The 13832-nt window shown below is 43.1% G+C and carries 14 protein-coding genes; 7 read left to right on the top strand and 7 right to left on the bottom strand.

The window, feature by feature from the left end; all coding sequences use genetic code 11:
- The first annotated feature begins 11 nt into the window (after positions 1 to 11).
- On the top strand, positions 12 to 1145 hold the full coding sequence (locus ASU35_RS04740) for a CDP-glycerol glycerophosphotransferase family protein (RefSeq protein WP_058351908.1): 1134 nt from the start codon (positions 12 to 14) through the stop codon (positions 1143 to 1145).
- A gap of 61 nt (positions 1146 to 1206) precedes the next feature.
- Here the strand turns inward: ASU35_RS04740 and ASU35_RS04735 are convergent, their stop codons facing one another.
- Complete coding sequence (locus ASU35_RS04735; RefSeq protein ID WP_058351907.1) at positions 1207 to 1497, bottom strand: hypothetical protein; 291 nt, start codon at positions 1495 to 1497, stop codon at positions 1207 to 1209.
- An 11-nt stretch (positions 1498 to 1508) separates the two neighbouring features.
- Positions 1509 to 1913 carry a hypothetical protein gene (locus ASU35_RS04730; RefSeq protein ID WP_058351906.1) on the bottom strand — a complete coding sequence of 135 codons (405 nt, stop codon included), beginning with the start codon at positions 1911 to 1913 and terminating at the stop codon, positions 1509 to 1511.
- 153 nt (positions 1914 to 2066) lie between these two features.
- On the opposite strand from ASU35_RS04730, the gene trpS reads away from it, so the two are divergent.
- The 4 genes from trpS to asnA are packed head-to-tail and all read left to right on the top strand — an operon-like array spanning position 2067 to position 5786.
- A complete protein-coding gene (gene trpS / locus ASU35_RS04725; RefSeq protein ID WP_058351905.1) occupies positions 2067 to 3071 on the top strand; it encodes a tryptophan--tRNA ligase in 1005 nt (334 codons plus the stop codon).
- 8 nt (positions 3072 to 3079) lie between these two features.
- The gene (locus ASU35_RS04720) at positions 3080 to 3649 is read left to right on the top strand and encodes a glycerol-3-phosphate responsive antiterminator (protein ID WP_058351904.1); all 570 of its coding nucleotides are present in this window, start codon (positions 3080 to 3082) and stop codon (positions 3647 to 3649) included.
- Positions 3650 to 3692: 43 nt separating this feature from the next.
- Complete coding sequence (locus ASU35_RS04715; protein WP_058351936.1) at positions 3693 to 4733, top strand: DUF5692 family protein; 1041 nt, start codon at positions 3693 to 3695, stop codon at positions 4731 to 4733.
- 42 nt (positions 4734 to 4775) lie between these two features.
- Entirely contained in the window at positions 4776 to 5786 is a 1011-nt protein-coding gene (gene asnA / locus ASU35_RS04710; protein WP_058351903.1) for an aspartate--ammonia ligase, read from the top strand.
- On the opposite strand, the gene ASU35_RS04705 is transcribed toward asnA, so the two are convergent.
- Positions 5705 to 7420, bottom strand: coding sequence for an N-acyl-D-amino-acid deacylase family protein (locus ASU35_RS04705; RefSeq protein ID WP_058351902.1), 1716 nt, complete (start codon positions 7418 to 7420; stop codon positions 5705 to 5707). The genes asnA and ASU35_RS04705 overlap by 82 nt on opposite strands.
- A 28-nt stretch (positions 7421 to 7448) precedes the next feature.
- Positions 7449 to 8204 carry a ZIP family metal transporter gene (locus ASU35_RS04700; RefSeq protein ID WP_058351901.1) on the bottom strand — a complete coding sequence of 252 codons (756 nt, stop codon included), beginning with the start codon at positions 8202 to 8204 and terminating at the stop codon, positions 7449 to 7451.
- A gap of 174 nt (positions 8205 to 8378) precedes the next feature.
- On the opposite strand from ASU35_RS04700, the gene ASU35_RS20080 reads away from it, so the two are divergent.
- On the top strand, positions 8379 to 8627 hold the full coding sequence (locus tag ASU35_RS20080) for an ATP-binding protein (RefSeq protein WP_242861200.1): 249 nt from the start codon (positions 8379 to 8381) through the stop codon (positions 8625 to 8627).
- Between the two features lie 576 nt (positions 8628 to 9203).
- Here ASU35_RS20080 and ASU35_RS04690 read toward each other — a convergent pair.
- Together ASU35_RS04690 and fliK are read right to left on the bottom strand one after the other, a co-directional pair.
- Positions 9204 to 10343 (bottom strand): AI-2E family transporter, encoded by a 1140-nt coding sequence (locus ASU35_RS04690; protein WP_058351900.1) that lies wholly within the window; start codon positions 10341 to 10343, stop codon positions 9204 to 9206.
- A gap of 66 nt (positions 10344 to 10409) precedes the next feature.
- Positions 10410 to 12170 (bottom strand): flagellar hook-length control protein FliK, encoded by a 1761-nt coding sequence (fliK, locus tag ASU35_RS04685; protein WP_058351899.1) that lies wholly within the window; start codon positions 12168 to 12170, stop codon positions 10410 to 10412.
- A 122-nt stretch (positions 12171 to 12292) separates the two neighbouring features.
- Here fliK and cysK point away from each other — a divergent pair, with 122 nt between their 5' ends.
- Positions 12293 to 13222, top strand: a complete 930-nt coding sequence (gene cysK, locus ASU35_RS04680; protein WP_187142659.1) for a cysteine synthase A — start codon at positions 12293 to 12295, stop codon at positions 13220 to 13222.
- Here the strand turns inward: cysK and ASU35_RS04675 are convergent.
- Positions 13192 to 13800: a GNAT family N-acetyltransferase gene (locus ASU35_RS04675; protein WP_058351897.1), complete on the bottom strand. Its 609-nt coding sequence runs from the start codon at positions 13798 to 13800 to the stop codon at positions 13192 to 13194. The two genes, cysK and ASU35_RS04675, sit on opposite strands and share 31 nt — an antisense overlap.
- Between the last annotated feature and the right edge of the window lie 32 nt (positions 13801 to 13832).

Here is a 13832-nt window from a genome sequence, read left to right as displayed (position 1 = left end):
GATTTGGTAAAATGAAAGAAAAATTAAAAACCATAGGATATCTTCTTTTTGCATGGAATTATTGGTTATGTACTCTTATGTGTAAACGGAAGGAAGAAAAGGTTTTTGGAATTATGACCCATGATTCCAGTAAGGAAAGTAATGTCGGAATGGTGCTGGAGGAGCTTTCCAGGGAAGAAGATTATGAGATTATACGGCTGAAACGTGGTGATGAAAAAAAATTATCCTTTTATTTTGGAAAGAGCTATCACCTGGCTACAGCTAGCTGTGTGCTGCAGGATAATGTTTTTTTGCCGATGGCCTATCTCAGATTTCCAAAGGAAGTAAAAGTAATCCAGCTGTGGCATGGAACCGGTACGATTAAGAAATTCGGTCAGGACTATAATACAGGACGCTTAAAAAAGCTGGAGGCCAGGGCGAATGAGGCAATTACCCATATGATTGTCAATGCACAAGGGATGGCATGGCTGTATCAGAGTGCCTTTGGTATTCCGGCAGAAAAGATTTATGCCTTGGGGCTTCCAAGAACAGATGCTCTTTTTGATGAAAAGCAAAGAGAGAAAAATAGAGCCGGGTTTTATGCTGCGTATCCTGCGTTAAGAGAAAAGAAGCTTCTTTTATACACCCCTACCTTTCGGGATAAGGAGGCAAAAAAGCCACAGGTTATGCTGGATTTGGAGCTATTACTTACGAGACTTCCCGATGAATATGCAGTAGGGCTTCGACTTCATCCCTTTGTAGCAGCGGCCTTCCACGAGGAGCAATATCAAAAGAATTTTGGCAGCCGTCTTGTAAATTTAAGCCGTTTTCCTGACATTAATACACTGTATGAGGTGAGTACAGCTCTGATAACAGACTATTCTTCTGTTATTTTTGATTACTGTATTCTGGATAAGCCTATTTATTTCTATGCTTATGATTTGGACGATTTTCTGCAGGATGGAAGAGGCACCTATGTAGATTATAAAAAGGATATGCCAGGTCCGATCGCTTATACGACAGGGGAGCTTTGTGAGCTTCTACTGGCAGAAATAAGAGAGCATTCCTATGATTATGAAAGGCTTTCCCGCTTTAAAAAAGAGAGCTACCAATATTTTGATGGAAGGTCGACAAAGCGGGTTGTAGAATTATTAAAAGAAAAATAGATAATTTATACTAAAAGAGGAGCTTCTGCACCGATAACTGGTGTGGAAGCTCCTTTCTAATTTATTTCTGGATTTTAGCAATTTGTTTTATAATAATCTGCTTCATCTGTTCGACCTGCTGCTTTTCCTTTAGCGTCATATCTCTGGTCAGAATATCTAAAATCAAGGCACTTTCCTCTTCGGTAAAGGAAAGACCTTCGGTTTGCAGGGTTTTGTTAATACTTACAAGAACAGGGATAGACTGGGAAAGTGTTTTCCCGTTAGTTTCTTCTACCAGTTTTGTTACAAGCTCCATTTTACGTGGGCTTAGGCGTTTTAGCTCTGGATTATGTATCCAGCTCATATCTGTCATAGCAATCCTCCTTAATTATTCATGGCATTGAACATCATATTAATGTTTTCAAAATTGGCTTTCTGCTCGGGAGCCATCTGTGACAGGAAAAATTCCATCAAATTATCTGCATTTTCCGGTTTGTTGTTCATAAAGCTCCGATAAGCGGTAAGGAGCTTTTGCATTTTGATGAAATGAAGCATACTGTCAATCATTTCACTTTCTCGCTTGTTGCTTAAGGAACGCATTTGGAGAAGAAAGGTTTCCATGTCAATGGAATTAGGCTTTACATCACAGGCAGAAAGCTCTTTGGAATCTAAATTTTGTATTGTATTCCTGAGTTCATCGGTTTTGACCAGAATTTCAAAGGATTTCTGGGCACGGGAATTCATATAGGGCAGAGCTGCCTTTATCATTTCGATATTATGCTGGTCCAAAATAATATCCTCCGGCTCTTTTTAATTAATATATGCAGAAGCAATGGAAAAATGAAAATACAAATGCAGGAAAACCACTGGAAATGCAATTAAGATTATGGTATTATATAGCAATATAGGGAAACTTCAAAAAAGAGGAAAAGAGGAGAGGCTATGTTAAATGATAAAAAGGTTTTATACAGCGGTATGCAGTCTACAGGGAAGCTGACCCTGGGAAATTATCTGGGAGCCTTAAAAAATTGGATAAATTTAAGCGATGAATACGAGTGCTTTTATGGAGTTATGGATTTACATTCTCTGACGGTGCGACAGAACCCGACGGAGCTTCGCCAGAGGGCGAGGGCTTTATATGCTTTGTATGTAGCAGCAGGTCTTGACCCGGAGAAGAACTGTATCTATTTTCAGTCCCATGTGTCTGGTCACGCAGAGCTTAGCTGGATATTAAGCTGCTTTACCTATATGGGTGAATTAAACCGCATGACCCAGTTTAAGGATAAGTCTGCAAAGCATGCAGACAACATAAATGCTGGCCTTTACACCTATCCGGTGCTGATGGCTGCTGATATTTTGCTGTATCAAACGGATGTAGTTCCAATTGGAGCTGACCAGAAGCAGCATTTGGAGATTACCAGGGATATCGCAGAGCGTTTCAATAATATTTATGGGGATGTATTTACGATGCCGGAGGCTTATATTGGTAAGGTGGGGGCAAGGATTATGAGCCTGCAGGAGCCAACAAAAAAGATGTCCAAGTCAGATGAAAATGAAAATGCCACTATTTATCTTTTGGATGATAAGGATACAATTATCCGTAAGTTTAAGCGTGCAGTTACAGATTCCGGTGCAGAAATCGTCTACCATGAGGATAAGCCGGGAGTCAGCAACTTAATTGATATTTATAGTGCAGTGACAGGAAAAAGCCGCAAGGAGATTGAAAAGGAATTTGATGGTAAGGGCTATGGTGAGTTTAAGCTGGCAGTAGGCTTTGCGGTAGCTGACCTTCTGGCACCGCTTCAAAGCCGCTATGATGAAATATTAAAGGACAAGGCATATCTTGACCGTGTTATTAAGGAAAATGATGAAAAAGCCCAGTATTTCAGCAATAAGACTCTTCGCAAGGTTCAGAAGAAGGTGGGCTTGACTGAGCGTATCCGTTAGGAGGAACTATGATAAATCAGAGGATTGTACCGGCAGTGACCAATATGAAGGATTTTGAAAAGTTTCTGGAAAGCAGTCTGGAATATTGTGTGCTGATGAACCTTCATATTTCCCTGATGGAGCAGATGCTGCCTATGGCAAAGAAAAAAGGAAAAAAGGTTTTAGTACATCTGGAGCTGATACACGGCTTGTCTGGTGATGAGTACGGCTGTGAATATGCCTGTCAGAGGCTTCGGGTAGATGGTGTAATCTCCACAAAGGGAAAGGTAGTAGAGACGGCAAAGAGAAACAAAAAGCTTGCAATTTTAAGACTTTTCCTGATTGATACAAAATCCTTGGAAAAGGGCTTGAACCTGTGTAGCACCGTACAGCCGGATTATATGGAGGTGCTTCCGGGGCTTGCTTCTTCTATTATACCAGGACTGAAGGAAAGGGTAAATGTGCCTATGATGAGTGGTGGATTGATACGGAGCCGGGAGCAGATAGAGGAGTGTTTAAAAAATGGTGCCTGTGCAGTGACGATATCAGATATGAAGCTGGCACTGACGGCATTTGACTTTTTAGAAGAGATTGGGTAATGGAGACGGTGTTATAAAAATTAATGAAGGAGAGAAAAAGAATATGTTATTTCAGATTTATGGTGAAAATGCTGGATGGCAGCTGTTAGGATGGCTTATGGTTTTTGCCGGGCTGGTACTTGCTAATGAAATTGCACGTCGTACGAAAAAGGGAGGTATTTTCTGCTTTCTGATACTACCGGCGGCATTGACTATCTATTTTGTCGCAATCTATGTAGGTGCTTCTAATGGTGGGGAATGGGCTCTTACAAATCCTACCTATACCCATATGAACAGCTGGTTTCATTATGCAAAGCTTTATGCAGCAACGGCAGGCTGTATTGGCTTTATGATGCTTAAATACAAGTGGAGCATTGGAAAAACTGAATGGTTCAAGGTATTCCCATTTTTAATTGTTGCAATTAATATTCTGATTGCAGTTGTAAGTGATTTTGAATCTGGCATCCGTGGTGCTATGGCAATGGCAGAGTACGGAGACCGTTGGTGGCTCTCCTCTGAGAATGTCTGGCTTTATGGCGGCTGGTGGAACTGGGTTAATGGCATTGCAGGTATCTTAAATATCCTGTGTATGACCGGCTGGTGGGGAATCTATTCTTCTAAAAAGCAGGACGATATGCTCTGGCCGGATATGACCTGGTGCTTTATCCTTGCTTACGATTTGTGGAACTTTGAATATACCTACAATAACCTTCCGACCCATGCGTGGTACTGCGGTCTCGCTCTTTTGCTGGCACCAACCTTTGCTAATGCCCTGTGGAATAAAGGAGGCTGGATTCAGAACCGGGCCAATACTCTGGCTTTATGGTGTATGTTTGCCCAGGTATTTCCACTGTTCCAGGATGCAAGCCGATTTACGACGATTACCAGTGTCTATGCAGATGGATTTATGGATGCAGCAGTCAGACCAACTACAGCTAATCCGACAATGCAGGGGGTTATTGCCATTATAGCATTGGCAGCTAACGTAATTGTATTTGCTTTCATTGTAAAGCGTTCCATAGAACAAAGGAAGAACCCGTATAAGAATGAAATCTTTACCGATCAAAGAGATTTTAAGCTTGCTATGGAAAGAGCTGAAAAGTAATAAAATAACAAATAATTTTTTGAGAAGAAAGGAATTGGAAATATGGAGCGTTTATATATCCCTGATGGATACAAAAGTCCTCAGTCAATTAAGGATACAGAGATTGCAATTAAGGAGGTAAAGGACTTTTTTGAGCGTGCCCTGGCAAAGGCGTTAAATTTAACCCGTGTATCAGCACCGCTGTTTGTACGGCCGGAGAGCGGCTTAAATGATAACCTGAATGGTGTGGAGCGGCCGGTAAGCTTTGGAATTAAGGAGCAGGGGGATGCACCAGTAGAGATTGTGCATTCTCTGGCAAAATGGAAGCGACAGGCCTTGAAGCGATATGAATTTACCTATGGAGAGGGCCTTTATACGGATATGAGTGCTATCCGGCGGGATGAGGATACGGATAATATCCATTCTCTGTATGTGGATCAGTGGGACTGGGAAAAAATTATACATAAGGAAGAGCGAAATGAGGAAACCCTCCGTATTGTGGTAGAGCGTGTGTACCTGGCTCTTCGGAAAACAGAAAAATATATGGCAGAAAAATATGATTTTATTGATGAAATTCTGCCGGAGCAGATTCATTTTATAACAACTCAGGAGCTTTTGGATGCCTATCCAGGGCTTAGCTCTAAGGAGAGAGAGCATGAGGCCGCTAAAAAGTGGGGAGCTGTTTTTCTGATGCAGATAGGAGATGTATTGAGTAATGATGAGCCCCATGATGGCAGAGCGCCAGACTACGATGATTGGCATCTAAATGGCGATATTCTGGTTTATTATCCAGTGCTGGATATTGCTCTGGAGCTTTCTTCTATGGGTATCCGTGTGGATGAAGAGACTTTGGAGCGGCAGCTTAGGCAAAGAGGCTGTGAGGAGCGTGCAAAGCTTCCATTCCAGAAAGCCTTGCTTAACGGAGAGCTTCCATATACTATCGGCGGGGGTATTGGACAGTCCCGTATTTGTATGTTTTTTATGAGAAGAGCTCACATCGGAGAGGTGCAGTCCTCTATCTGGAAGCCGGATGTGGTGGAGTACGCAAGGGAGCAGGGAGTTAATCTATTATAAGCTTTGCTATCTTTGTCAGAAGCTAAAATAACTTGTCCTGCTAAAGCATCTGTCAGGCAGTCATCCTTCAATACCAGCTGTCCATTAATAAAGATATAGTCAAAACCGGAGGAAAACTGGTTTGGATTTTCGTAGGTAGCTTTTGGACTGATATTTTCCAGGGAAAACACGTTGATATCAGCATCAAAGCCTTCTTTTAAGTAGCCTTTGCCCTTCAGATGGTAAATATCTGCCGGAAAGCCGGTCATCTTGCGGATAGCATTTTCTATAGTAAGAACCGGCTCATCGTGGACATATTCCTTTAAGACTTTTGGAAAGGCAGCAAAAAGCCGAGGATGCCATACACCTCCGGTTGGATAAACGGAATCGGAGATAATGGCACTATAAGGATATTGAAGGTTTTCTCGGATATCCTCTTCAGATACGATGAAATCTACCATGGAAATCCGGCATTCTTCGGCAATCAGCATATCGCAGGCACAGTCAAAGGGGTCCTTCCCTTGCATTTTAGCAATCTCAGTAATGGATTTTCCGCTGTAAGGTGCATGCTCCGGTAAGGTCAGCGTACTCATACGGATATTTTCCCAGCCGATGGAGGACACCAGATTTTCAAAGGTATCGGAAGGCTTGGAAAGGATTTCTCTAAGCTCTTTCCGAAGTACAGGGTTCTTAAGCCTGGAAACGATACCTGGGGCACCACCTTCGATATATTCCGGTGGTAGAATTTGAATCAGTTGGGTAGAGCCTGCTGTATAGGGATAGACATCGCAGGTGACAGGGAGTCCTTCCTTTCTTACTTTATCTAACAGAGCTCGGGCCTGCCTGGTTACATGGCCCCAGTTGCGTTTTCCGATACACTTAAAATGGCTGACATGCAGGTGAACTGAGAGTTTTTTTGCTATGTAGATAACCTCCTCAAGGGACTCTAAGAACAAATCACCTTCCCCACGGATATGGGTGACTAATGGAACGTCAAATTCGGTCATAGGCTTTAAAACCTCGACAAAGTCATCCTTATCATAGCAGTTTTCCGGTGAGTAGACGATACCAAGGGTTACAGCCAGAGCACCGGCTTTTAAGGAGCTTCGGATATAGTCCTGGGCTTCTTTTACTTCCTCCCTGGTGAGCTTTCCCGGACGGTAGCCCCGGACGGCAGCCCGGACTGTTCCGTTGCCGATATCCATACCCACATTTAGTGGAAGGGGCTGCTTTTTTACCAGCCCCATGTATTCTTCAAAGTCAGAAAATTCCTTGTCTGCAGGAACCTCACCAATGACCGGCTGCAGCATGGTATAGATATCATTTCTGTACTGTGGAGGGCAGGGTACTACACTTAGACCACAGTTGCCGTTAATAATGGTGGTAAGACCCTGATGAAGCTCTGGCTTGCCAAAATCCTTTGTAAACAGGTTGACATCTGCATGACGGTGGATATCAATGAAGCCAGGAGTAATATAGGCTCCGTGAACATCATAGACTTGGCTGGCTTTGGATAGGGCAGAATTGGCATCCAGGGAGTCGGCTGGAAAAACTGCAGCAATTTTTCCATTGGAGACGCAGATATCACCCAAATAAGGCTTTCCGCCGGTTCCATCGACAATCCTTCCATTTTCTAAAATAAAATCGTATAACATTAGTTACATCCCCTTATATAATTATTTATTATCCCAAATAGAAATCAAGTATCATCATAACGATGAAGCCCAAAAGCAGAGAATAGGTTGCCATCCGTTCATAGGAATGGCTGTGGGTTTCAGGAATCATCTCATCGCTGATGACATAAAGCATGGTGCCCCCTGCAAAGGCAAGGGCAAATGGCAGTATGGAAGTAGAAACCGCTACGGCGAAAAAGCCGATAAAGGTTCCGATAATCTCAATAACACCAGTAAAGGAGGCTATGAGAAGTGTTCTTTTCTTGCTGACACCGCTTAAAAGAAGAGGTGAGATAATGACCATACCCTCTGGAATATTCTGCAGGGCGATACCAAGGGCTACGGTAATTGCATTACCCACATCACCTCCACCAAAGCCAACTCCCGCTGCCAGGCCTTCCGGCAGATTATGAATGGCAATTGCCATAACGAAGAGAAGAACCTTATCCAGGGACTGGTTATTTTCGTGGGTTTCTCTGTCAATTCCGGCAATATTGTGCAGATGTGGAGTGAAACGGTCTGTAAAATTAAGAAACAAAGCACCGCAGAGGATGCCAAGAGCTGTAATCCATACACCGTTTTTTTCGCCAGCTTCCAAAGAAGGAAGAATCAGTCCAAGAACAGCGGCTGCCAGCATGATACCCGCGGCAAAGCTGAGAATGGCATCGTTCCATTTGTGTGGAATTCGCTTAAATAAGAATCCAAGTAAGGCTCCAAATACTGTGGCACCGCCAACGCCAAGAGCGGTAATGCCGACCAGATACATAAAATTCCTCCTTTCAACATTTAAGACTATTTTACCAGAAATGCGGAGATTTTAATATACTTATTATTTACTATTTTATCGGAATGCTTGAAGAAAGATTTATATTGCGGTAAAGCACGTAGAGAAGTTGACAAAAGCGCATCGATATGTAATACTGTGGTTAGAGGTGATTTTATGTTTAAAGTTAATCCATATAGACCTGGTGCAGGATTAATGCCAACTTATCTTGCTGGACGTGAGGAAGATATAGAAAATGTTGAGCAGATGTTTGATGCACTTACTATGAATATACCAATACAATCTATAATTTTCAGTGGATTAAGAGGTGTTGGAAAAACTGTACTTATAAATAAATTGCAGAAAATAGCAGAGGATAAGGACATATTTTGTAAACATATAGAAGTAGAAGAAAGAAATATATAAATCGACTAATTTAACTCAAAGCTTGACAGAAGTATTTACAATAAATGGAGAAACTGCATACAAGTCAGAGACTCCAATTTGCTTATTTATTGATGAAATTCAGTATATGAAGCCAAAGGAGCTTGGCTCTTTGATTGCAGCTTTGCATCGTACAAATTAATTAGGATATCCGGTAATGGTTATTGGAGCAGGATTGCCCAAAATATATAAGATGCTATCAGATGAAAAATCATATTCGGAGAGGTTGTTTTTATATAAAGAGATTAGTTCATTAACAGCGGAACAATCAAAAATTTGTATTTGCTATGGTTAAATGTCAGGAATTGCCATGCACAATCTCAAATATAGCAAAAAATCTTCATAAAAATGTAAGCTCTATATCTACTACAAGAGCACAGTTAATTAGTAAAGGTATTATATATCCTATCAGATATAAAGAACTGGATTTTACTGTACCGGAGTTTAGCGGATTTATTCAAAGACTGGAGGAGTATAAGCAGTGGTGTGAGGAAGGTTAAAAAGAAAAGGGGAACGCTTGGTATTCAGGCATTCCCTTTTTTATTCGATAGGAAGTATCTAAAGCTTTGCAGGGTCTTTTTTTCGTACCTTAAGTCTCTGATACACCGTTTCTCTGAACAGTGCATAGATAACTGAGGTCAGAGGAATAAAAATCAGCATACCAGCGACACCCATTGTATTGGCACCCAGGGTAACTGCTACCAGGACCCACATGGATGGAAGGCCGACAGAGCCGCCAACGACTTTTGGATAAATAAGATTTCCTTCAATCTGTTGAAGAACATTGAATAAAACAATGAACCATAATGCCTGCATTGGGGAAACCATCAGAATGAGGAAGGTGCCGACAATGCAGCCGATAAAGGCACCAAAAATCGGAATCAGGGCGGTAAAGGCAATCAGGACACCGATTAACAGGGCATAAGGGAAACGTAAAATGCTCATGGTAACAAAGAACATACTTCCCAGGATAACAGCCTCAATACACTGGCCTGATAAAAAGCTTGCAAAGGTAGTGTAAGTGAGAGAGGCGATTTTTAAAATCCGTTCATAATATTTATCCGGCAGAAAGGCTGCCAGAATCATTTTGGACTGTCGCCCCAGCTTTTCCTTTTGAAGAAGGATATAGAAGGAAAAAACAAGGGCAATAAAAAAGGCGGTCACGCTGCTGACGATATTCATGGCAACGTTGACGGTAGAGCCAAGAAAATTGCCGGCACCGTTTTTGAAAAAGCCAAGGAAACCGTTAAAAATGGCTTCCCAGTTAAATTCGATGGTCTGCAGCTTTTCAACAATCTGCGGATTTTCGTGGAAAAGCTGTTCAGCCTTCAGTAAAAGCCTTTCTACAAAGACAGGAACACTTTTGCTTAAGGAAAGGAAGGTAGTTCCCAGCTCAGGAATTACAAGGAACATGACAATAAATATAATGCCAATAACTAATAAAAGAGCACTGACAAGGCTAAGCCCTCGACGCAGTCCCTTTGATTTTATCTGGTGAAACAATTTATTTTCCAGGGCAGACATTGGCACATTTAAAATAAAGGCAATGCAGCCGCCCAAAAGAAAAGGAAAAATCAACTTAAACAGGGTGCGGATTCCGGTTCCGATGAAAGACAGGTTTAGCATAGCTGCCAGGAGAAAAACGGTAAAAAAAATCAGTCCCCGAAGTTTCTTTATTGTATCTTTATCTAAATTCATAAGAGCCTCCCACTATAAAGAATTTATTGCTACTATAGCATGAAAATTGCCAAAAAACAATAGTATTTAAGCACGGATATCAAAAGAGTAGCGTTTCATCCCTGCCGGAGCTCCATCCTTTTCTATGAAATCCTTAATGATATCTAGGGAACGCTCCCGGATGGAGAAGGAGGAGGTAAGCTGGTAGCCCTTTTCGCTGAGAGCCTTCGTAAGCTCCTCGATGTTTGTCTTAAGAAGCCGTTCTACCGAGCGGTCTTCGACATAAAAGGTGGAGGAGATTTCACTTCGGTTCATGGAAAGATGGATATCCAGGGGCCCCAGCTGCTCCATATCCAGGTGCAGAAGAACGCTTAGAGAATCCTTTTTCTTTGCCAGATCTTTCTTTTTCGTGAAAACATACAAATCTCCATGGGTCAGCTGCTCTTTCAATTGCAGTGGAAGCTGGACATAAGGGAAGAACTGATTTAAAACATTCATAAAATCCATGTTCTGCTGTAGGTTCTGGGCCTTTGCACTTACGGAGGCAGCAGCTTCACTGTCAGGCAGGGCACCTTTAAGCAGCCGCTCCAGGGCAGCGAAATCCTTCTGTATGGATTCGTAGAGCCGTTCTATGGATTTTTCTTTTACAAGATCCTTTGTGCTCAGCGTCCAGCCGGACAGAATATTCTGTTGTAAAAGCTCCTGAAAGGAAGGGGCCTGGAAGAGCTTAGTAACCTGCTGACCGGAAAGAGATGACAGGGCATCACGGATAGCTGCCAGGACTTCACCGGCAGAGGCTTCTCCAGAGGCAATCTGCGACTTTAGAGGAAGAGGCAGAGAGAAATCCTTTGTCAGATCTCTAAAGTCGGACAGCTGCTCCGGTGTTAGTAAGGATATCAGCTGTCCGGTTTCAGACTGATAATCTGCCAGATGCTCTGATAAAAGGGCTGCCAGAGGATGGGTCTGAGCTTCTTCGGGAAGCAGGGAAAGGACGGCCCTGGTAGAAGCAGAACCCTTTAGAAGCATTTCTCTTGCTTCCTCTGGAAGGGTCTCCTCCGGAAATAAGCTGGCAAGAGCCTCTCGTTCCTCAGGAGATAGAAAATCTATTGGAAGAGCCGGGCTATGGCCATATGCAGAGACCTTCTGTGGAAGGATAGACAAAAGCTCTTTTCCAAAAAGAGCAAGAACCTCACCAGGATTTTCCTTTGTAAGCTCCGACAAAAGGGCTGGTATTTCCTGGGCCATATCGGCAATTTTGGTAAGCATGGGATGCTCGTGATTCTGGTAAGCCTGGAACTGGGAGACATTGCCCTCCGTCACAGGAATATGATGACGGTTCATCAATACCAGTGTACCTAAGTCAGCATCCTTGAATTGATAGGACTGTCGAAGAAGAAGCTGGATAGACTGCTTGTTAATTGGCATTTGATGGTCAATCAGCTGCCGGACAATGGCAATGTTCTTTTCATTGCGGGGGAGTCCTGCTTCCTCCAGAGCCTTCATAATAGCATTGCCAGCCACCAGCCCCTTACTCATTGGAAGCAGCTTCAGAATAATGCTTGAGGAGTTCATATCCTGAACTTCAAAGGAAGCAATATCTCCGATGGAAAGCTGGGAAGCATTTTCCAGCCGGGCTGTTACCTGTGTGCCATCCTCCATGGTAATAGTGGCCTGGTGGTTTCTTAAATCTGTGACCTCGCCACGGATGGTCTGTCCGATAGACAGAGCCCTTACAGGTGTGGTTCTTCCAGGATTGCTCATGCTGCCGATGCTCCTGGAGGCTGTTTGGGAGGCTGATTTCTGGGAAGAAGAGGCACCAGAAGTCAGTGGTGTGTGATTGATAGCCATAAAAATACCTCATTTCTTTTACACTATATTATTATATCGGTAAAAAAGAGGGGAAAATTAACTATTGCTCCGTGGAGAGGAATGGGGTACAATAGGAAAAATGAGATATGGAGGTAAACGGGGTGAAAATTGCAAAAGCATTAACAGATCTGGTAGGAAATACGCCACTGCTTGAGCTTTCACGATATGGGAAAAAATATGGGGCAAAGGCAGAAATTCTGGCAAAGCTGGAATATTTTAATCCCTTGGGAAGTGCCAAGGACAGAGCTGCTCTTTTTATGGTGGAGGAAGGGATAAGGAACGGAGCTATTAATCAAGCCACAGTTCTGATTGAACCGACCAGTGGTAATACAGGAATCGGCCTTGCTTTTGTAGCTGTGCTAAAGGGGCTTAAGCTGGTGCTTACGATGCCGGAGACCATGTCGATAGAGCGGAGAAAAATCGTAGCAGCCCTGGGAGCAGAGGTAGTATTGACACCGGGGATAGAAGGGATGGCAGGAGCTATCAGGAAGGCAGAGGAATTAAAGAAGGAATACGGAAATGCTGTGATTGTACAGCAGTTTGAAAATCCGGCCAATCCCAGGGCCCATTATGAGACAACAGCGGAGGAAATCTGGAGAGATACGGATGGAAGGGTGGATATTCTGGTGGCTTCTGTGGGAACGGGAGGTACTCTTACCGGCACTGGAGCGAAGCTGAAGGAAAAGAATCCTGGGATTAAGATAGTAGCAGTAGAGCCGGCAGGTTCGCCTGTTTTGTCAGGAGGAAAACCAGGACCACATAAGCTTCAGGGAATTGGTGCGGGATTTATTCCTAAGAATTTAAATCGTAATTTAATTGATGAAGTAATTGCGGTAAAGGATGAGGAAGCCTATCAGGCAGCCAGAGAGGCTGCGAAAACCGAGGGTCTTTTACTAGGCATTTCTTCCGGGGCGGCTATCCATGCCGCAGTATGTCTGGCAGTCCGCCCGGAAAATAAAGAGAAACGGATTGTAGTTATTTGTACGGATGGAGGAGAACGCTATCTATCTGGCGATTTATTTGAAGCATAAGGAATGGCTTTTAAGAGCTCCTTATAAGGTATTTCATGGATATTTTTGATTGGAGTCGGGGACTTTGTAAAGTCTCCGATTTTTTTTACCATAAGGCGGACTCCCAGCCATTGGCCAAATTTGTAGCCAGTGTTTTGATGAAGTCCTTCTTCTGTAAAGCCGTGCTTTTTATGAAAGGCAACACTGGAAGGATTTGGGTCGGTAATCAGAGAATAGATATTGTAATAGCCCTGCTCCTTTAAAAGAAGCTCCAGTGCAGATAGAAGCTTTTCGCCGATGCCCTGCCCCTGGCAGTTCTGGCTTAAATAGATGGACAAATCGCAGTCCCAGGAGTAGGCTGCTCTTTCATGGAAGGGGGAAGCATAGGCATAGCCAAGAATCTGACCGTTTTCTTCATAGACCAGCCAGGGAAAATGCTCCAGAACAGTCTCCAACCGTTTTTGAAAGACCTCTGTGGGGAGAGGCTCATATTCAAAGGTAATTGTGGTATCTGTAATATAGGGATTATAGATGGCAAGCAGCATTTCAGTATCAGATGGTGCTGCCATGCGGATTGTGCCGGAAGGTTCTTTTGTCATTGGGATAGCTCCTTTGCAGTTATTAATAGAAT

The organism is Acetivibrio ethanolgignens (genome assembly GCF_001461035.1).
Taxonomy (GTDB): Bacteria; Bacillota; Clostridia; order Lachnospirales; family Lachnospiraceae; genus Velocimicrobium; species Velocimicrobium ethanolgignens.
Note: the sequence above shows the minus strand (reverse complement) of the source record. Positions and strands in the feature narration are given on the sequence as shown.